Raw genomic sequence first — 20,016 nt, 5'->3', positions numbered from 1 at the left:
GGGGGCAAGTCTCCCGACGTCGGCTCAGACGCCTGCTGGCCGTCGGAATAGGCAGCGCTGTCGGAGCGACGGGCTTCTTGGTCCCGGTCTCCGCCAGCGCCTCCCCGCAGGTGCGCGCAGCTGCGGCGGCGGACTCGCCCTCCGACAGCGGGCTGCCGGAGGAAGACCGGGCTCTGGCCTCAGCCCAAGCGTCGGGTCAGCCCGCCGAGGTGGTCTCCGCGCGGACCGAGTCGTCGGACGAGTGGGCGAACCCGGACGGCACGTTCTCCGTCAAGCGCTACGGCTCGCCGATCCGCGTCTTCCGAGACGGCACCTGGGTGCCCACCGACCCCACGCTGGTCTTCGCCGCCGACGGCAGTGTCGTGCCGAAGGCGTCGACGGTTAGCGTGGTGTTCTCCGGCGGCGGCAAGGGCCCGCTCCTGTCGGGTGTACGGGACGGCCGGACCCTGACGCTGGGCTGGCCGACCGAGCTGCCCAAGCCGACCCTGGCGGAGAACGTCGCGACCTACGCGGAGGTACTGCCCGGCGTCGACATGCAGCTGAAGGCCGAAGTCGACGGGTTCTCGCAGCTGTTGGTCGTCAAGACTGCGGAAGCGGCCAAGAACCCGGCTCTGGAGACCGTCAAGTACTCCCTGCAGGCTGCGGGGTTGTCGGTGTCGAAGGATGCCGACACGGGCGTCATCTCCGCTGTTGACCCGGCCGGGCAGGCAGTCTTCTCCAGCCCGCCTCCGGTGATGTGGGACTCCACCACCCTCAGCAGCGACGGCGGCCAGGTGAAGTCGGGACTGACCGCCCCCGCGCTGGCCTCCGGCTCGGGATTCGACCAGCCGGCCGGGGCCAAGAACTCCCTGATGCCCGTGAGCCTGAGCGGCAGCACGCTGAGCATCGTGCCGGACCAGACGCTGCTCGGGGCTTCGGACACCAAGTACCCGGTCTACATCGACCCCCTGTGGAGCGGAAGCAGCTACAGCGAGCGCCAGCACTGGACGCGCGTCTACAAGAAGTGGCCCACCAACTCGTACTACGACGCCAAGGACGTGGCGCGCGTCGGGTTCGAGCACGAGACGGACGGGGTCTCGCGGTCCTTCTTCCAGATGGACACCGCCAAGCTCAAGGGCGCGAAGGTCGTCAAGTCCACGTTCCGGATCAAGAACGTGTGGTCGTGGTCCTGCCAGGCCCGCCCGGTGCAGCTGTGGGAGACCGGTCCGATCTCACGCAAGACCAACTGGAACAACCAGCCCGGCCGCATCGGCAGCGAGCCGCTGAAGACCGTCGACGACGCCAAGGGCTGGAGCAGCACCTCCTGCCCGGCGGGCAACCTCGAATTCGACGTCACGCCGAAGATGAAGACGGTCGCCGACCAGGGCAGGGCCAGCATCACCCTGGGGCTGAGCGCGACGGCCGAGGACGAGAAGGGCGACCAGCCGGAGGAAGACACCTTCAGCTGGAAGAAGTTCGACCCGAAGTCCGCCGTGCTGGAGACCCTGTTCAACCGGGTGCCGGACGCACCGGACAAGCTGGGCACCTTCCCGTACACGAGCTGCGAGGCAGGCAGTGCTGTCGGCAACACGCACGTCAGCCTGTACGCGCGGGTCAAGCAGCCCGACGCGGGCCCGCTGCACGCCCGCTTCACCGTGACGAAGACCGGGGAGAGCAAGCCGCTCCTGCAGAAGACGGTCGACGCGACGAACTGGTCGGTCGCCACATTGCCGGTCGCGGACGCCGACCTGCCCACCGGTGACTACACGTGGAACGTGACAGCGACCGACAACCAAGGCGCGTCGTCCTCGGCGAGCAAGACCTGCAAGTTCTCCGTGGACCGCACCCGGCCCTCCAAGCCGCCGGTCATCAACTCCGTCATGTTCCCGGACGGCAAGGACGGCAGGCCCGCCACCACCGGCCGGGCCCGGGACGAAGGCTGCTTCACGTTCGACCCCAACGGCGTGAACGACGTCGACTCCATCTGGTGGTGGAGCGACACCGACGCCTCCCAGCACAAGGCAACGCTCGGCGCCTGCGAGAACGGCAAGATCTCCGCGCGCATCAAGCCGCCGGGCGAGGGGCCGCACTTCGTCTACGCCTACAGCGTCGACGCCGCCGGCAACCAGTCCGACCCCACCTCCTACCTCTACTACGCCAACACCCGCGGCGAGCGCGACCAGCCCGGCGACCTCAACGGCGACGGCAACAACGACATCTGGAGCGTCGACTCCAACGGCACCCTGCTCACCTACGCGGGGCAGAACAACGGTCAGTTCTCCGCCGCCTCCAGCGGCGGCAAGGCGTTCACCGGCGCGCAGATCACCTACCGCGGCGGATGGCGGCAGAACAGCGCCACCGACCTCGTCTCCCTGGAGTACAGCGAAGCCGAGAAAAAGAAGAAGCTGTGGACGTACGCCAACGACGGCAACGGCACGCTCACGCAGACCGGCCTGGGTACGGCCGCGGTCGGTACCGCACTGACCGTCGACTGCCCCGAGGCCGACGACATGACGTGCTTCACCTCGGACGACCACTGGAAGGATGCCGACCAGGTCGTTGCCCCCGGCGACATGAATAACGACAGCTGGCCCGATCTGCTGGTGCAGGAAGGCGATCTGCTCTACCTCTACTACGGTGACCGCAACCAGCACCTGAGCTCCCCGCTCGCGGTCGGCGGCGCTGGTTGGAAGAACTACACGGTCATCGCGCCGGGCGACACCAACGGGGACGGCCTGCCCGACCTGTGGCTGCGCGACAAGACAAATGGTGACCTGTACGTCTCCTACGGGCAGGGCATCAAGGACGCGCAGTCCGGCAAGATGACGCTCGACCTGTCGAAGTGGGGCAGCCTGGATGCCCAGTATTCGGCGAAGATCGGCTCCGGCTACACCACCGCCAAGTACCCCACCCTCAGCTCCATTGGGGACGTCACCGGGGACAAGGTCTCCGATCTGTGGGCGCGCCAGGCGGACAACACCATGGTCGGCTGGGCGGGCAAGACCGACGGCACCAAGGTCACCGGCTTCGGCAGCAGCTTCGTCATCGACGGCTCCACCGGCGGAATCCGCATCCCCGCGGGCACCGTCATCACGGACGGGCAGAGCTTCAAGTCCCGCTCGGCCAAGCTCGCCTTCACCGGCAACCGCCTCGTGATCACCTCGAACGCCGGCAAGACCCTGTGGGCCTCGCCCGCCGGGGATGCAGGCAGCAAGGCGGTCATGCAGGCGGACGGCGTCCTCGCCGTCCAGAACTCCGGCGGCCAGGTGGTCTGGAAGGCCGCCGCCGACACGGACAACGGCTACGCCCTGCTGCAGGACCGCGGCAACCTGGTGCTGTACGACTTCGCCGGGCACGCCAAGTGGTCCAGCGGCACCGCGCTGCAGCACGACTACGACGGGGACGGCCGCGACGACCTCGCGGACTGGTACGACTTCGGCGACGGCCACGACGGGATGCACACTTTCCTGTCGAGCTCGGACGGCACGCTCACCGCACCGCCCCTGGCCTCCTACACCTCGCCGACGGGGAACTGGAACGCCAGCAACATGAAGTTCGCCACCGGCGACTACAACGGCGACGGCCGCGCCGACATGGCCGCCCTGTACGGCTACAGCGACGGCAGCGTCAAACTGTTCACCGCACTCGGCAAGGCCGACGGAGGCTTCGAGGCCCCCACCGCGTCCTGGGGCAGCGGCCCCGGCAACTGGGCCTTCGGGAACATGACCATGCGCTCCGGGGACTTCAACGGAGACGGCCGCGACGACCTCGTGGTCTGGTACTCCTACGGAAACGGCAGCGACCAGCTGTTCACCTTCACCGCCGACATCCGGGGCGGCTTCAACGCCCCGCTCGCCTCCCAGTACGCCGCGCCGGGCAACTACAACGTGAACAACATGAAGTTCACGGTCGGGGACTTCAACGGCGACGGCCGCTCCGACCTGGGCGTGCTCTACGGCTACAGCGACAACCACGTGCAGCTGCACAGCTTCCTCGCCCGCGAGGACGGCGGCTTCCAGGACCGCACCTCCTCCTGGGAAGCGACCAACTTCCAGTTCGCCCGCACCCACATCGTGGCCGGCGACTTCAACGGCGACGGCAAGGACGACATCGCCGCCTGGTACGACCAGGCCGACGGCGGCGACGCGATCCACACCTTCGTCAGCAACGCCACCAGCGGCGGAAAGTTCGACAACCCGAAGGTCGGCTGGCAGGCCCCGCCGGGCAACTACTACTACCCCAACATGAAGATCGTCGCCGGCGACTTCGACGGCGACGGCAAGGACGACATCGCCGCCATGTACGGCTACGACAACGGCGCAGTGAAGATGTTCACCTGGCGCTCCAACGGCAACGGGTTCAGCGACCCCCAGCCGGGCTGGTCCACCGCCCCCGGCAACTGGACCTTCGACCGCGTCCACCTCTTCAACAACTACAACTGACACCCCGGTGCCGGGCCCCGACCAGGGGCCCGGCACCCCTCCCGCTGGCCTCGGCGGCACGAGCCCCTATGCGCACCCAGCACCGCCATTCCCGTGCACAAGCCGTGCCGCCCTTCCCCGCTTCTTCTTCCGCCGCCCGAGCAGTTCGGGCGGCGCTCCTGAAAGGGACATTCCCATGCGTCTTGAGCGCCGGCACCGCGCCGCCCTCACCGCAGCGGCCCTCGGCACCGCACTCGGCGTCACCCCGCTGCACACCGCCATGGCGGACACCGGCACCGACTCCCCGTCCCTGTCCCTGCAGACCCCGGACAGCCTCGACGTCAACGGCGCGGCCGCAGACATCGACATCACCCTGAAGAACCCGCCCACCGCAGACAGCTACCTGCTCTTCACCCTCGCCGGTGAAGGCGAAGACCACCTCACGGTCACCGACGACACCGGCGCACGGGTCCCCATGACCTACCTGGGCGCCACCCGGCCGCTCTACACCGAGTTCGGCAAGGAGGACAGCGACCACGACGGCATCCCCGGCACCACCCTCAGCGCAGGCACCACCCACCTCCACGTCGCCGCAGACGGCCACGTCGGAGGCACCCTCCACGTCAACGCCTACCTGGTCGACGGCGCCACCGACAACGTCTTGAGCCGAGGCGCCAGCGCCAAGGCCACCGTGAAGGTAGGGCAGCCGTTCATCAACCCGACCTGGACTTCCCCGGGACACGGCTCCGGCTGGCAGCCGAGCATCCCCGTCGACACAGGCGCCACCCAGCCGGTGGAGATCCAGCTGGAAACGGTCATGACCATGCACACCCCGCCGCCCGCGACCCGGACCCGCTGGCTGTTCACCGCCCAGGAGATCGCCGACAAGGGCTACACCGCCCGCCAGCTCGCCCAGAACCTGCACGTGGAGTACTCCAGCGACGGCACCACCTACGCCCCCCGCGCCTGGACCGTCGGCGCGGACGGCTCCCTCTACCTCGACCTGCCCGACCACACCTGGAACAGTGGCGGAGCAACCCGGCCCGTCGAATCCCTGCGCCTGACCGCCGCCTGGGGCCTTTCGGCGGGATACCTGAACGGGACGCTGCAAGTCCTCGACGGCAAGGGCATGCAGTACAGCAGCGCCGACAGCGACCTGTGGTTCAAGACCGGCAGCATCCCCGCCTCCAACCGCGCCGCCTTCTACGGCCGCGACCGCGCCGGAGTCCTGTGGCAGTACCAGTCCAGCCCCACCGGCGACCCCTCCCGCTACACCGCCCGTACCCAGATCGGCGGTGGCTGGCAGACCTACGACACCGTCACCAAAATCTCCACCCTCCAGGCCGACGGCACCGGCGACCTCGTCGCCCGCGACGCATCCGGCACCCTCTGGTACTACAAGGCCACCGGCAACCCCGCCGCCCCCTTCGCACCCCGCACCAAGGTCGGCGGCGGCTGGCAGATCTACAGCTCGATCACCGGGGCAGGCGACCTGACCGGCGACGGCAAAGCGGACCTCGTCGCCCGCGACCACGACGGCGTGCTCTGGCTCTACAAGGCCACCGGCAACCCCACCGCGCCCTTCGCCCCCCGCACGAAGATCGGTGGAGGCTGGCAGATCTACATGGACCTGACCGGCGGAACCGACCTCACCGGCGACGCCAAGCCCGACCTCCTCGCCCGCGACCGCGACGGCGTCCTGTGGCTCTACAAGGCCACCGGCAACCCCGCCGCGCCCTACGCGACCCGTACACGGATCGGCGGCGGCTGGAACACCTACACCCGTATCGTCAGCGTCGGCGACACCACCGGCGACGGCAAGCCCGACCTGATCGCCGTCGACCGCGACGGCGGACTCTGGCACTACCGCGGCACCGGCAACCCCACCGATCCGTTCGCCGCCCGCACCAAGATCGGCACCGGCTGGAGCACGTACAACACGCTGATCTGACCAGCCATCGAGCAGGCCCTTTGACGCTCTGCCCGCCAGGGAGCCACTGCGCTCCGGACCGGGCAGAGCGTCTTCCGTGCACTGGGGATCATTACGGGACCTGACCAGCGCAATGATGGAGCGATCGCTCCGGGGCGCGGTCTCTCCAAGAAGCCGGAAGCTGACTGGGGCGCGGCCTTCGGCGACCTGAGCAGTGGTCGCTCTTCCGGGAACGGCACAACGACGGCACCGCGATCGCGGCGCCTGGACGAGAGGGGAGCAAGCACTCCGACCGGGTTCCTCGCCGGGATCGAAGCGCTGAGGATCTTCCACCGCCCCGCTGCCCCGTCCCGAGGATCACAGCCGGATGCCCAGCAACGCGGGTCGAACCCCGAGCGCATCCGTGAGGTGTCAGCGCACCCAGTTCTTCAGCGGTTCGGTGTCGAGGGTGATGCCGACGGGGTCGGGCAGGACGATGGTGCGGCCGAAGGGGCGACGGGCGAGGTTGGCGTAGGTATCGCCTTCGGGTTCGGTGAAGACGAGGATCTCGCAGGTGTCCCGGTCGATCAGCAGGTAGACCGGGATGCCGGTCTGCGCGTAGGCGGTCGGCTTCTCTTCCCGGTCGCGCTTGTCGGTGTCACTGTCATAGGAGGTGACCTCGACGACCATCACCACCTGCCCGGCATCCGCCCACTCACCCTGGCCGGCGAAGGCACCTTGGGGCGCGAGGGTGCCGTCGGGCTTTGCGTGGCCCTTTCGGTAGCGCTCGACGCGGAGGCCGCGCTCGGGGTAGAGCCACAGGTCGGGGCGGTACTGCATGCAGCGCTGCATCAGCCAGCGGATGATCTCGTCATGGTCGCCGTCCGGCACCGCTTTGACCCCCAGCCTGCCGTGGATGAACTCCATCCGGACGCCTTCACGCTCGGCGGCGGCGGCGATGCGCTCGAACTCCTCGGCCAGCATCTGTGGCCGGTCCTCAGTGACGGTCACCACACACCTCCCGCAGTCAGTCTAGGCGGGTCGCCGGATGAGGGACGTCGGTATGGCCGACTCGCACGGCACGCGGCCCGGCAGATCGACCCGAGGGGACGCGACGAGCGGGGAGCAGCCTTGCCCGACTTCGACCGCTGATCCATCCGTCACGTGCGGTCGCGTCAGTGCGGCTCTCGCGGATCGGCCTTCCGGCGGAGCCGGACCGGCAGACTCGCCCGTGAGGCCAAGGTCGCTGTGCCCCTTTCTTGTCCTGTCTGAGTGCGGCTGGTCGGCCCTTGGCCGCGTGCTGTGCAAGCATTTACTCCGCGTTCCCGACCTGTGATGCTGGGCTGGACGATCCCCGCCGTGGGACGATGCCGGTATGAATCGACTGGCTCACTCCCAGTCGCCGTATCTCCTCCAGCACGCCTCCAATCCGGTGGATTGGTGGCCATGGGGAGAGGAGGCGATGGCGGAAGCAAAGCGGCGGGACGTACCCATTCTCTTGAGCGTGGGTTATGCGTCCTGCCACTTATGCTTCCGCCAGTAGTCCATTGGTGCCATGTGATGGCCCATGAGTCGTTCGAGGACGAGGCGACGGCCGCGTATCTCAACGAGAACTTCGTGAACGTGAAGGTCGACCGCGAGGAGCGGCCGGACGTCGACGCCGTCTACATGGAGGCGGTGCAGGCGGCGACCGGGCAGGGCGGCTGGCCGATGACCGTGTTCTTGACGGCCGACGCCGAACCGTTCTACTTCGGCACCTACTTCCCGCCCGACCCGCGTCATGGCATGCCGTCGTTCGGGCAGGTCCTGGAGGGTGTGACGGCGGCCTGGACCGACCGGCGCGAGGAGGTCGGCGAGGTCGCGGCGAAGGTCGTACGGGATCTGTCCGAGCGTGAGCTGAGCTACGGCGGGGACGCCGGGGTGCCGGGCGAGGAGGAGCTGGCGGGCGCGCTGCTCGGGCTCACCCGCGACTACGACGAGCGGCACGGCGGCTTCGGCGGCGCGCCCAAGTTCCCGCCGTCGATGACCTTGGAGTTCCTGCTGCGCCACCACGCCCGTACGGGTGCGGAGGGTGCGCTCCAGATGGCGGCCGACACCTGTGAGCGGATGGCGCGCGGCGGCATCTACGACCAGCTCGGCGGCGGGTTCGCGCGCTACTCGGTGGACCGCGAGTGGGTGGTGCCGCACTTCGAGAAGATGCTGTACGACAACGCGCTGCTGTGCCGGGTGTACGCGCATCTGTGGCGCGCCACAGGTTCGGACCTGGCCCGCCGGGTGGCCCTGGAGACCGCCGACTTCATGGTCCGCGAGCTGCGCACCGCCGAGGGCGGCTACGCCTCGGCCCTCGACGCGGACAGCGACGACGGCAGCGGGCGGCATGTGGAGGGCGCGTTCTATGTGTGGACACCCGCGCAGCTGGCCGAGGTCCTCGGCGAGCGCGACGGCGAGGCGGCCGCGCGCCACTACGGCGTGACCGAGGAGGGCACCTTCGAGGAGGGCGCCTCGGTCCTCCAACTCCCGCAGGACGGCGGCCTGTTGGAGGCTGGAGTACGCGACCGGCTCTTCGCGGCGCGCGAGACGCGGCCCCGGCCGGGCCGGGACGACAAGGTGGTCGCGGCCTGGAACGGTCTGGCGATCGCCGCACTCGCCGAGGCGGGCGCCTACTTCGACCGCCCGGACCTGGTGGAGCGCGCCACCGAGGCGGCGGATCTGCTGGTGCGGGTCCACTTCGACGTGTCGGGTGGCCGCGCGCGCCTGGCCCGTACGTCCAAGGACGGCAAGGTCGGCGCGAACGCCGGGGTGCTCGAAGATTACGCGGACGTCGCCGAGGGGTTCCTGGCGCTGGCCGGGGTGACCGGCGAGGGCGCGTGGCTGGAGTTCGCGGGCTTCCTGCTGGACATCGTCCTGGACCAGTTCAGGGGCGACGGCGGGGCGCTGTACGACACGGCGCACGACGCGGAGCGGCTGATCCGGCGGCCGCAGGACCCGACGGACAGCGCGACCCCGTCGGGCTGGACGGCGGCGTCCTCCGCGCTGCTCTCGTACGCGGCGCACACCGGGTCGTCGGCCCATCGCGCGGCCGCCGAGGGCGCGTTGGGCGTGGTGACGGCGCTGGGGCCGCGCGCCCCTCGGTTCATCGGGTGGGGTCTGGCCACGGCCGAGGCCCTGCTCGACGGGCCTCGCGAGGTCGCCGTGGTGGGCCCGCCCGGGGGCGAGCTGCACCGGGCCGCGCTCCTCGGCACCGCCCCGGGTGCGGTGGTGGCGGTGGGTCTGCCCAAGGACGCGTCCGAGTTCCCCCTGCTCGCCGACCGGCCGCTGGTCAACGGCGAGGCGGCGGCGTATGTGTGCCGGCACTTCACCTGTGATGCGCCGGTCACGGGGGTTGAGGCGTTGCGGGACGCGCTGCGCTGAGCTGTGCGGATTCCCCGCACCCCTAGGGGTGCGGGGCTGTGACATTTGCGTCTCCGCCGCGTGGGCGCGACCGGCCACGGACAACCCGCAGCCGAATCACCGCATCAACTAGTTGTCGTTCTTGAAGATGCCGATGTAGTACCAGTCGCCCCGGTCCGGGGACTGCCACGCCGGGACCCACTCGTCCTGCGAGCCCAGCCAGCTGCCGCCGTTCTTGCCGCAGGTCTTGTCGGTCCACTTGCTGAAGTGCATGTAGTCGCGCCACCACCAGCCGGGCATCTTGGTCTCGTAACCCGACGTGATCAGGCACGCGGTGGCGGGCGCGCCGTGCTGGTCGAGGCCCTGGATCTTGATCGACTCGACCCGGCGGGTCGAGTCGTCGATGACGATCTGCTGTCCGTCGGTCCCGGCGAACGCGGTCCCGCCCGTGGCGGCGAGGCCCGCGACGGTCATCACGCCGGTCGCCGTGGCTACGGCGAACTTCTTGCCCATACCCATGAGTTGTCCCCCTAGATCGTAAATGATCACTTGCAGGGGGAGATATTACGACAGGTCAGAGCGTGGCTTGTACATGCCGAGTGGCTCGTTTCCGTCGGCTATGATCACCGCACCATCGGCAGTCGACGGGGGAAGCCGACGCCGAGGTGATGCGGGGAAACCAGCCCACGCGCGCCGCTCCGACCACCCTGCCCACATGGGCAGTTGAGCCGCGCCCGTACATCGGCATGCCTTCCGCCATCAGGATTCACGCACCCCCGAGTCCCGAGCCCCGCTCATCAGAAAGAGAAACATGGCGGACGACAAGGTCCTTGCTGCCCAGAGATGGGTCAACGCCACCTACGCGAACATCCCCGGCTATGCGAAGTGCCCCGAGGACGGGCACACCGGCTGGTCGACGATGTTCTCGCTGACCATGGCACTCCAGTCGGAACTGGGCATGGCCCCGCTGATGGCGAGCTTCGGCCCGGGGACGCTGTCCCAGCTGGCCAAGCGCGGCGACATCGGCCCGAACGAGTCGAACACCAACATCAAGAAGATCGTCGAGCACGCCCTGTTCTGCAAGGGCTACTGGGGCGGCGACGGCACCGGTTCGTACGGCGCCGCCACCGACAAGTCGGTCCGCAACCTCAAGAACGACGCCGGTGTCGACGCCTCCAACGGCCTCGTCTCGCCGAAGGTCTTCAAGGCGCTCCTGAGCATGGACGCCTACGTGTCGGTGACGGGCGGCACCGACACCGTCCGCGAGGTCCAGCGCTGGCTCAACAGCCGGTACGTCGGCCGGTCGTCGTTCTTCATCGGCCCCGCCGACGGCGTGTACTCCCGCGATGTGCAGAAGTCGCTGATGAAGGCGATCCAGTACGAGATCGGCATACCCGACGACCAGGCGACCGGCGCGTTCGGTCCCGGCACCCAGGCGGGTCTGAAGAACCACGTGGTGAAGCAGGGCGACTCGGGCATCTTCGTCCAGCTCTTCTCCGCGGCCTGTGTCTTCAACTCCCCGGTCGTCAAGGGCACCTCCAACGTCGCCACCACGTTCCGGAGCACCTTCGACTCCAAGCTCACGGAGTTCGTCAAGATCTTCCAGGAGTTCTCGGAGCTGGACAGCCAGGACGGCCGGGGCGACTACCGCACCTGGGCGCAGCTGCTGGTCTCCACCGGTGACCCGGAGCGCTCCACCCTGGGGTGCGACACCCGGTTCCGGATCACCCGCCCGCGCGGCGACGCCCTGTACAAGGCGGGCTACCGCTATGTCGGCCGCTACCTGTTCGACCCGCCGGGCAGCACGCTCGACAAGAACATCAAGGACGGCGAGCTCGACGACATCTTCGCCGCCGGTCTGCGCGTCTTCCCGATCTACCAGGACAACGCCCGGCGCCTGGTCGACTTCACGTACGAGCAGGGCTTCAACCACGCGCTGAACGCCCACTCGCACGCGGAGCAGTACGGCTTCAACCGGGGCACGGTCATCTACTTCGCGGTCGACTACGACGCGACGGCGGACGAGATCACCTCCAACATCGTCCCCTACTTCCAGGGGATCAAGGCGGGCCTCGCCAACAAGGGCGCGTACTACGTCCACGGCGTCTACGGCTCGCGCAACGTCTGCACGCAGGTCAGCCAGCACGCGGACGCCGCGTACTCCTTCGTCTCCGGCATGTCCTGGGGCTTCTCCGGCAACCTCGGCTTCCCGCTGCCGCCGAACTGGGCGTTCAACCAGATCAAGGAGTTCAAGTTCAGCTCCGGCGGTGACACCTTCGACCTCGACAACGACGCGCACCGCCAGAACAGCGACGAGGGGCAGAACTCGGTCCGCAAGACCGTGAACCCGGCCGACGACTTCATCAAGTACCTGGAGGTCGTCTTCCCGCTGGCGATCCAGTACACGAACACGAAGGCGGGCGACCCGAACCGGCTCACCATGGAGTACGCCCGGCACAAGGCGTACGGCGGTTTCCAGTGGGGGACGCTGATCGGCTCTCCCGACGACGACTTCATCAAGTTCGCCGACAGCCACGGCGCCCACGTCTTCGACGGGTTCAAGGACCCGGTCACCGGGGTCACGGTGGGTGCCGAGCACCTGCTGGCCACGGCCAACGGCCACTACGTCAAGCCCCAGTCGGGCAGCAACATCCGCACGGTCGGCGCGGGTGACGTCGCGGGCTGGGGCGGCGACCTCATGACGCTCTACGGCGAGTGGCAGCGCGACATCAAGGCCTACCCGTCCGGCGGGGCCTACGTCCACGCGAAGTTCGCGAAGATCGGCGTGCAGTCCACGTTCCCGCTGGACGACCTCATCGAGGACGCGGACGGCTATCTGATCGCCCGGCGGGTGGAGCAGGGCGGGCAGTTCCTCGACGTGGTGCGCGAGCACTACGGCAAGGGCGAGCGCGACATGGGCGCCCTGACCCGCTTCCGGGACTTCTTCGAGATGCGGTTCGGCGGCAGCGTGGACAACGTCGTGGCGATGGCCAAGGGCATGCTCACGATGTTCAGCGACCCGGTCATCTCGGCCGGTCGCTGGTACCTCATCACGCAGATCGCACCCCACGCCACGCTGCCCCTCGATCTGCCGGAGGCGCAGCTGAAGGAGTTCTGCCAGGCGTTCGCCGACGAGCTCCACGACCGCGTCATGCAGGAAGCGAACGCCAAGGGCTTGTAGCGCCTAGCCGCACTTCCTTCCACAAGCCACGAGAGGAACCTTTATTCATGCGTGATGCCATAACGCCCGCCATACGCCTCGACCGGCGTCGCTTCCTGTTCGCCGGGCTCGGTGTTGCCGGTGGGGCCGTGCTCGCCGGGGGTGGGATGGCGACAACTGCCGTCGCCGCTACGCCTGTTGCTCCCCGTAACGTCCAGTGGGGCAAGGCCACCAGCGCCAACGGGTGGCCCGTGCTCGACCACGCTCCGGCGCACCGCGTCGAGGGCACCGGCGGGGTGCACTTCGATGCCGTCGACGGGGATGTCGCCACCGTGCTGACCCACGTCGTGCGGCGATTCCACTACGAGATCGACACGCTCGGCACGGGCGAGGTCAGCGGGCACACCACCTCCCGCACCGTCGCGGCCGCGTACGAGAGCAACTACCTCTCGGGCACCGCGATCGCCATCCGGCCGCTGCTCTACCCGGCGCGGGCGCAGGGCGGGTTCTTCCCGCACGAGCTCGTCGTGGTCCGCGACATCCTCGCCGACCTGGAGGGCGTCGTGAAGTGGGGCGGCGACCTGACGCCGGCCAAGGAGTCGCACTTCCAGATCGACGTGAAGCCGGGTGACACGGCGCTGCGCCGGGTCGCGGCGAAGCTGCGGGGCTGGGAGCTCAAGCCGGGTGAGGGCGCGGGCACCATCGAGGCCACCGCCCCGGCCCGGATGAAGGCGGCCAAGGCCCTGGCGGCCCGCCAGCGCTGAGGCCTGTGAAACGACAGCCGGGCCCGACCTTCGGCGGAAGGTCGGGCCCGGCTGTCGTTACATTCCGTCCCGCACGGTGTCCAGCGTCCGGTTCACCAGGTCCACGAGATCGTCCTCGTGGTCGTGTTCGGCCCAGTACACCGTCGTCTCGTGTAGCGCGCCCAGGACCGCCATCGAGTACACCCGTACCTCCAGGTCCGTGGCCGCCCGACCGGCCCGTTCGGCCAGCGCCTCGCAGACCATCCCGCAGGTCGCCGAGATCGACTGCATCATCCGGGCCCGCAGCACGGGGACCTCGACCAGCAGCCGGGTGCGCTGGTACATCTCCTCGGGGTCGTGCTCCAGGGCGATCCGGATCCCCATGAGGACGACGTGCCGCAGGGATTCCAGGACCGGCTCGTCCGCCGGGCGCGCCCGCAGCTCGGCGACCATGAGCGGGTCGAACTCGTCCGTGAGGACGATGTCCTCCTTGGTCGGGAAGTAGCGGAACACGGTCGAGGGCGAGACCTCGGCCGCCTCCGCGATCTGCTCGACCGTCGTCGCCTCGTACCCCTGCGCGGCGATCAGCTCGTAGGTGGCGCGCCGGATCGCGATGCGGGTCTTGAGCTTCTTGCGTTCGCGCAGGCCCAGCTGCGGCTGCATGTCCTCGGCGAGGGAGTCGAGGGACTTGGGCGTACGTGCGGTGGCGGGCATGTCGACATTCTCCGGCATCCTTCGACGTTCTCAGGCATCCACGGCGGTCGGCACCACGTCGCCCTCCGGCTGGCCGGAAGGCGCCGCCGGGTTCCTGAGCAGGGCCGCCGCGAGCAGCGCGGTGATGACCGCCGCCACGCCGCAGACGAGCAGCACCATGTCCATGCCGTGGACGTACGCCGAGTCGGCCGAGGCGGCGAGCCGCCCGTCCTGGAGCTTGGCGGCGACCAGATGCGCGGCCACCACCGAGTCCCCGGCCCTGTCGGCCGCGACCCCGGGCAGCCCGGCCACATCGAGGCGGTCCGTGAAGATCCCCGCGAGCAGCGAGCCGAGCAGGGCGATACCGACCGCGCTGCCCACCTGACGTACGGTCATCAGCAGCCCGGAGCCGCTGCCCGCGCGGTCGGGCGGCAGTGTGGCAAGGGCCGCCGTCATCGCGGGCACCATGGCGAAGCCGAAGCCGACACCGGTGATCGTCAGCCACAGCGCGGTGAAGCCGTACCCGCTGTCCACGGTCGTACGGGCGCCGAGGAACGCGGCGAAGGCCAGCACGATCAGCCCGGCGGCTATCGTGCCGCGCGCCCCGAACCGCCGCACCACCGGCTCGCTGCCCTTGGCGGCGACCATCAGCCCGGCCATCAGCGGCATCATCCGCAGGCCGGTGCCGAACGCGTCATTGCCGAGGACCGCCTGGAGGTACTGCGGCAGCACGAACATCAGGCCGGAGAGGATGAACATCACCAGCGTCGAGGCCAGCGTGTTGAGCAGGAACGGGCGGTGTCCGAGCAGCTTCATGTCCAGCATCGGACGGGCCGCGCGCCGCTCCCGTACGACCAGGCCCGCGATCAGCACCACGCCGGCGGCGAGCGTCGCGAGGACCACCGAGTCGCCCCAGCCGCGCGTCGGGGCCTCGATGATGCCGTAGATGAGCGAGCCGAGTCCGGCGGCGGTGAGCGCGGTCGAGACGGCGTCGACGCGCGGGGCGGCCGGGTCGCGGGTCTCCGGGAGCAGCAGCGCGCAGGCCGTTATGCCGATGGCGACCATGGGCACGTTGACCAGGAAGACCGAGCCCCACCAGAAGTGGTCGAGCAGGAAGCCGCCCACCAGCGGGCCGAGCGGCAGGCCGAGCGCGGAGGCGGCGGTGACGATGCCCATCGCCTTGGTGCGCTCCTCGGCGGGGAAGAGCGTCGGCAGGACGGCCATGGCGAGCGGCATCACGAGCGCGCCGCCGATGCCCATGACCGCGCGGGCCGCGATGACCGCCCCGACGCTGGTGGTGAGCGAGCCGATGAGCGAGCCCGCGAGGAAGATCCCGAGGCCGGTGATCAGCATCCTGCGGCGGCCGAACCGGTCGCCGAGCAGTCCGGCCGGGAGCATCAGGGCGGCGAAGACGACGACATAGGCGTCGGCCATCCACTGCTGCTGGCCGGTGGTGGCGCCGAGCTGCTGGGCCATGGTCGGCAGCGCGACATTGAGGATCGTCATGTCGAAGCCGAGCACCAGCATGCTCGCGACCATCGCTCCCAGCGCCCACCAGCGCCGTGGATCGGGACCTGACGCCTGGGTCATGGCACACCTCCGTAAGAGTTACCGTCAAGTGACAGTAACTCTCAAAAAGGAGTCGGCGTCAAGAACTGTCTAGCCGTGTTGGTACGCGACCAGCGAGATCCCGACGTAATGGACGACGAAGGCCGCGAGGGTGAGGGAGTGGAACACCTCGTGGAAGCCGAACCAGCGCGGGGAGGGGTTGGGGCGCTTGATCCCGTAGATCACGCCGCCCGCGCTGTAGAGCAGTCCGCCGACGACGACCAGGACGAGCACCGCGATGCCGCCGGTGCGCATGAAGTCGGGCAGGAAGAAGACCGCCGCCCAGCCCATGGCTATGTAGCAGGGCGTGTACAGCCAGCGCGGCGCGCCGACCCAGAAGACGCGGAACGCGATCCCCGCGGCCGCCGCCGCCCACACCGCCCACAGCAGCACCCGGCCGGTGGAGTCCGGGAGCAGCAGCAGGGTGAGCGGGGTGTAGGTGCCCGCGATGATCAGGAAGATGTTGGCGTGGTCGAGCCGGCGCAGGATGGCCTCGCCGCGCGGGCCCCAGTCGCCCCGGTGGTAGAGCGCGCTGACGCCGAAGAGCAGGCAGGCGGTCAGGACGTAGATCCCGCAGGCGATGCGCCCCCGGGTCGAGTGGGCGAGCGCGGTCAGCACCAGCCCCGAGATGATCACCGCCGGGAACATCCCGGCATGCAGCCACCCTCGCAGCTTGGGCTTCTGAGGCCTCGTCGGCGCGAGGGCCGTCACCTGATCAGTCATGTCCCGCATGCTACCTACGCCTCCGTAAGTTACGGATAGGTGCGGCCCGTAACCGTATGCCCCCGCCGTGTCCGTCCCTTATGCCCTTCAGATGCCCCCGAGGTGAACAATGAGTGGCGATGCTCACGTGAGAGTGCCTCTGGACATATGGGCGAGTGGCACGGATGATCAGATGAGTGCGGTCGGCACCGGATGAGCGCCAGGTAACACCGAAGCGTCCGGGTCGCAGCCCCCACGGGGCAACGAGAACGAAGAGACCCTCACAAGGGAATCACCGAACCCTCTACAAGGAGCGATCGTGGCGCGCGACATCGCGGCTCCCACTTCTGTCCCGACCAACCACCAGGAACTGATCTCCTGGGTAGACGAGATCGCAGCCATCACGCAGCCGGACAGCATCGTCTGGTGCGACGGCTCCGAGGCCGAGTACGAGCGCCTGTGCGCGGAACTCGTCGCCAAGGGGACCTTCAAGAAGCTCGACCCGGTCAAGCGCCCGAACTCGTACTACGCCGCTTCCGACCCGACCGATGTCGCACGGGTCGAGGACCGCACCTTCATCTGCTCCGAGAAGGAGGAGGACGCGGGGCCGACCAACCACTGGAAGGCCCCCGCCGAGATGAAGGCCATCTTTACCGGAGAAGGAAACAGCTTCGCGGGCGAGAAGGGGATCTTCCAGGGCTCGATGCGCGGCCGCACCATGTACGTCGTGCCCTTCTGCATGGGCCCGCTCGGCTCGGACCTCTCCGCCATCGGCGTCGAGATCACCGACTCCGCGTACGTCGCCGTCTCCATGCGCACCATGACCCGCATGGGCCAGGCCGTCCTCGACGAGCTCGGCACCGACGGCTTCTTCGTCAAGGCCGTCCACACGCTCGGCGCGCCGCTGGCCGAGGGCGAGGCCGACGTGCCGTGGCCCTGCAACTCCACCAAGTACATCTCGCACTTCCCCGAGACCCGCGAGATCTGGTCGTACGGCTCGGGCTACGGCGGCAACGCCCTGCTCGGCAAGAAGTGCTACGCGCTGCGCATCGCCTCCGTCATGGCGCGCGACGAGGGCTGGCTGGCCGAGCACATGCTCATCCTCAAGCTGACGCCCCCGCAGGGCGAGTCGAAGTACGTGGCCGCGGCCTTCCCGTCCGCCTGCGGCAAGACCAACCTCGCCATGCTGGAGCCCACGATCTCCGGCTGGACCGTCGAGACCATCGGCGACGACATCGCGTGGATGCGGTTCGGCGAGGACGGCCGGCTGTACGCGATCAACCCCGAGGCGGGCTTCTTCGGCGTCGCGCCCGGCACCGGTGAGCACACCAACGCCAACGCGATGAAGACGATGTGGGGCAACTCCGTCTTCACCAACGTCGCGCTCACCGACGACAACGACGTGTGGTGGGAGGGCATGACGGAGACCGCTCCGGCCCACCTGACGGACTGGAAGGGCAACGACTGGACGCCCGCCTCCGACACCCCGGCCGCCCACCCCAACGCCCGCTTCACCGTGCCGGCCGGGCAGTGCCCGATCATCGCGCCGGAGTGGGAGGACCCCAAGGGCGTGCCGATCTCGGCGATCCTGTTCGGCGGCCGCCGCGCCTCGGCCGTGCCGCTGGTGACCGAGTCCTTCGACTGGAACCACGGCGTCTTCCTCGGCGCGAACGTCGCCTCCGAGAAGACCGCCGCCGCCGAGGGCAAGGTCGGCGAGCTGCGCCGCGACCCGTTCGCCATGCTGCCGTTCTGCGGCTACAACATGGGCGACTACATGGGCCACTGGGTCGACGTCGCCAAGGGCAAGGACCAGGCGAAGCTGCCCAAGATCTACTACGTGAACTGGTTCCGCAAGAACGACGCGGGCAAGTTCGTGTGGCCCGGCTTCGGCGAGAACAGCCGCGTCCTGAAGTGGATCGTGGAGCGCCTTGAGGGCAAGGCCGAGGGCGTCGAGACCCCGATCGGCATCCTGCCGACCGCCGACTCGCTGGACACCGACGGGCTCGACCTGCCGGCCGCCGACCTCGACTTCCTGCTCAAGGTCGACACCGAGGTCTGGCGCGAGGAGGCGGCGCTGGTCCCCGAGCACCTCAACACCTTCGGCGACCACACGCCGAAGGAGCTGTGGGACGAGTACCGCGCGCTGGTGGCGCGACTGGGCTAGTCCCGACCGGGGCTTCGCCCCTCTAGATTCTCGCGGCGGTGCAACCCGACATCCGCCCTGACCTGTGGGGTCACGAATTGCCCCGCCGCGTGAACGCCGGACCCCGGAGCCCCCTCACGGCTCCGGGGCCGGCATGTTTTCGGGGGCGTTTTTTCGTCATCCCGGCAGCCACGAGCGGGAGTTGGCGGGACACTCGGACCCTGGACGAACGCGGTCGAACCGAGTGCCGAGTGAGGTGGCGGGGTTGCGCACACCGGTCAGCGATCCGATGCGGGTGGGGCCGTACCGCATCGTGGGGCGGCTCGGCTCCGGCGGGATGGGGTGGGTCTATCTGGGCCGCTCGCCCGCGGGCCGGGCCCTGGCGGTCAAGGTCGTACGCCCCGAACACGCCGCCGACCCCGAGTTCCGCCGCCGCTTCGCCCGCGAGGTCGCGGCCGCGCGGCTGGTCGGCGGGGCGTTCACGGCGGCGGTGGTCGACGCCGACCCGGAGGCCGAACTGCCCTGGCTGGCAACGGCGTACGTACCCGGCCCGGCCCTGTCGGAGGCGATCGCGGCGGACGGCACACTCACCGAAGGGCAGACGCGCAGGCTCGGGGCCGGTCTCGTCGAGGCGCTCCAGGCCATCCACGCCGCCGGGGTCGTGCACCGCGACCTCAAGCCGTCGAACGTCCTGCTCGCCGCCGACGGGCCGCGCGTCATCGACTTCGGCATCTCGCTGGTGGCGGACGCGCCCGGGCTCACCCGGGCCGGGACCGTGCTCGGGACGCCGCCCTACATGTCGCCCGAGCAGCTGACCGGGAAGCGGGTCGGCCCGCCGAGCGACGTCTTCTCGCTGGGCGGGACCCTGGTGTACGCGGTCGCCGGGCACCCCCCGCACGGCCACGGCGCCGGGGTCAGCTACCGGGTGGTGCACGGTGAGCCCGAACTCGACGACGTACCGGGGGAGTTGCGGGAGCTGGTCGGGCGGTGTCTGGCCAAGCGGCCCGAGGACCGGCCCGGGCTCGACGGCCTCCTCGCGGCGCTGCTCGGCCCGGACGCGGCGGACGCGCAGGCACTGACCTGGCCGCCCCCCACGGTCGCCCGGCGCATCCGGGTGCGCACCAGGGAGATGCAGGCCCCCCGGGTTGCGGCCACCGGTGTCTCCGTACCGTCCTGTCTGCTGCTGCACGCGCAGACGCTGCTCGACGCGGGGCTCGACGATGCCATGGTGATCGAGGCGGTGGGACGTGCCGCACGCTGAGGGGGCG

Annotated in this window: 11 protein-coding genes and 1 pseudogene; 7 read left to right on the top strand and 5 right to left on the bottom strand. The window is 69.4% G+C overall.

The annotated features are described in order from the left end of the window. Positions 1–77: 77 nt before the first annotated feature. The gene (locus ACT1U9_RS11010) at positions 78–4,421 is read left to right on the top strand and encodes an FG-GAP-like repeat-containing protein (protein WP_444538162.1); all 4,344 of its coding nucleotides are present in this window, start codon (positions 78–80) and stop codon (positions 4,419–4,421) included. Between the two features lie 175 nt (positions 4,422–4,596). Next, complete coding sequence (locus ACT1U9_RS11005) at positions 4,597–6,351, top strand: FG-GAP-like repeat-containing protein (protein ID WP_444538161.1); 1,755 nt, start codon at positions 4,597–4,599, stop codon at positions 6,349–6,351. Positions 6,352–6,741: 390 nt separating this feature from the next. Here the strand turns inward: ACT1U9_RS11005 and ACT1U9_RS11000 are convergent, their stop codons facing one another. Further along, positions 6,742–7,320 (bottom strand): Uma2 family endonuclease, encoded by a 579-nt coding sequence (locus ACT1U9_RS11000; protein ID WP_444538160.1) that lies wholly within the window; start codon positions 7,318–7,320, stop codon positions 6,742–6,744. Between the two features lie 364 nt (positions 7,321–7,684). On the opposite strand from ACT1U9_RS11000, the pseudogene ACT1U9_RS10995 reads away from it, so the two are divergent. After that, a pseudogene (locus tag ACT1U9_RS10995) lies at positions 7,685–9,720 on the top strand (thioredoxin domain-containing protein). A 108-nt stretch (positions 9,721–9,828) separates the two neighbouring features. Here ACT1U9_RS10995 and ACT1U9_RS10990 read toward each other — a convergent pair. Beyond that, on the bottom strand, positions 9,829–10,218 hold the full coding sequence (locus ACT1U9_RS10990) for a hypothetical protein (RefSeq protein ID WP_444538159.1): 390 nt from the start codon (positions 10,216–10,218) through the stop codon (positions 9,829–9,831). 292 nt (positions 10,219–10,510) lie between these two features. Between ACT1U9_RS10990 and ACT1U9_RS10985 the strand changes: the two genes are divergently transcribed. Both ACT1U9_RS10985 and ACT1U9_RS10980 read left to right on the top strand, forming a co-directional pair. Continuing rightward, complete coding sequence (locus ACT1U9_RS10985) at positions 10,511–12,880, top strand: glycoside hydrolase domain-containing protein (RefSeq protein ID WP_444538158.1); 2,370 nt, start codon at positions 10,511–10,513, stop codon at positions 12,878–12,880. Positions 12,881–12,927: 47 nt separating this feature from the next. Then, entirely contained in the window at positions 12,928–13,623 is a 696-nt protein-coding gene (locus tag ACT1U9_RS10980) for a hypothetical protein (protein ID WP_444538157.1), read from the top strand. Positions 13,624–13,680: 57 nt separating this feature from the next. Here ACT1U9_RS10980 and ACT1U9_RS10975 read toward each other — a convergent pair whose 3' ends face one another. The 3 genes from ACT1U9_RS10975 to trhA all read right to left on the bottom strand — a co-directional run bounded on the left by ACT1U9_RS10975 (position 13,681) and on the right by trhA (position 16,635). Next, positions 13,681–14,316 carry a TetR/AcrR family transcriptional regulator gene (locus ACT1U9_RS10975; protein ID WP_444538156.1) on the bottom strand — a complete coding sequence of 212 codons (636 nt, stop codon included), beginning with the start codon at positions 14,314–14,316 and terminating at the stop codon, positions 13,681–13,683. A gap of 30 nt (positions 14,317–14,346) precedes the next feature. Next, positions 14,347–15,885: a DHA2 family efflux MFS transporter permease subunit gene (locus ACT1U9_RS10970; protein ID WP_444538155.1), complete on the bottom strand. Its 1,539-nt coding sequence runs from the start codon at positions 15,883–15,885 to the stop codon at positions 14,347–14,349. A gap of 69 nt (positions 15,886–15,954) precedes the next feature. Next, entirely contained in the window at positions 15,955–16,635 is a 681-nt protein-coding gene (gene trhA, locus ACT1U9_RS10965) for a PAQR family membrane homeostasis protein TrhA (RefSeq protein WP_444538154.1), read from the bottom strand. A 289-nt stretch (positions 16,636–16,924) separates the two neighbouring features. Between trhA and ACT1U9_RS10960 the strand changes: the two genes are divergently transcribed. Then, on the top strand, positions 16,925–18,769 hold the full coding sequence (locus ACT1U9_RS10960) for a phosphoenolpyruvate carboxykinase (GTP) (protein WP_444538153.1): 1,845 nt from the start codon (positions 16,925–16,927) through the stop codon (positions 18,767–18,769). A gap of 244 nt (positions 18,770–19,013) precedes the next feature. Continuing rightward, positions 19,014–20,009, top strand: a complete 996-nt coding sequence (locus tag ACT1U9_RS10955) for a serine/threonine-protein kinase (protein WP_444538152.1) — start codon at positions 19,014–19,016, stop codon at positions 20,007–20,009. The last annotated feature ends 7 nt before the right edge of the window (positions 20,010–20,016 follow it).

The organism is Streptomyces sp. BR1 (assembly GCF_052373795.1).
Lineage (GTDB): Bacteria > Actinomycetota > Actinomycetes > Streptomycetales > Streptomycetaceae > Streptomyces.
The sequence above is the reverse complement of the archived record's forward strand: the minus strand, read 5'-3'. Positions and strand labels throughout refer to the sequence as shown.

Excerpts from the sequence above, each read along its gene's own strand:
- ACT1U9_RS11005 (WP_444538161.1), top strand. The coding sequence starts at position 4,597 with ATGCGTCTTGAGCGCCGGCACCGCGCCGCCCTCACCGCAGCGGCCCTC.
- ACT1U9_RS10980 (WP_444538157.1), top strand. The coding sequence starts at position 12,928 with ATGCGTGATGCCATAACGCCCGCCATACGCCTCGACCGGCGTCGCTTC.
- ACT1U9_RS10975 (WP_444538156.1), bottom strand. The coding sequence starts at position 14,316 with ATGCCCGCCACCGCACGTACGCCCAAGTCCCTCGACTCCCTCGCCGAG.
- ACT1U9_RS10970 (WP_444538155.1), bottom strand. The coding sequence starts at position 15,885 with ATGACCCAGGCGTCAGGTCCCGATCCACGGCGCTGGTGGGCGCTGGGA.
- ACT1U9_RS10985 (WP_444538158.1), top strand. The coding sequence starts at position 10,511 with ATGGCGGACGACAAGGTCCTTGCTGCCCAGAGATGGGTCAACGCCACC.
- trhA (WP_444538154.1), bottom strand. The coding sequence starts at position 16,635 with ATGCGGGACATGACTGATCAGGTGACGGCCCTCGCGCCGACGAGGCCT.
- ACT1U9_RS10990 (WP_444538159.1), bottom strand. The coding sequence starts at position 10,218 with ATGGGTATGGGCAAGAAGTTCGCCGTAGCCACGGCGACCGGCGTGATG.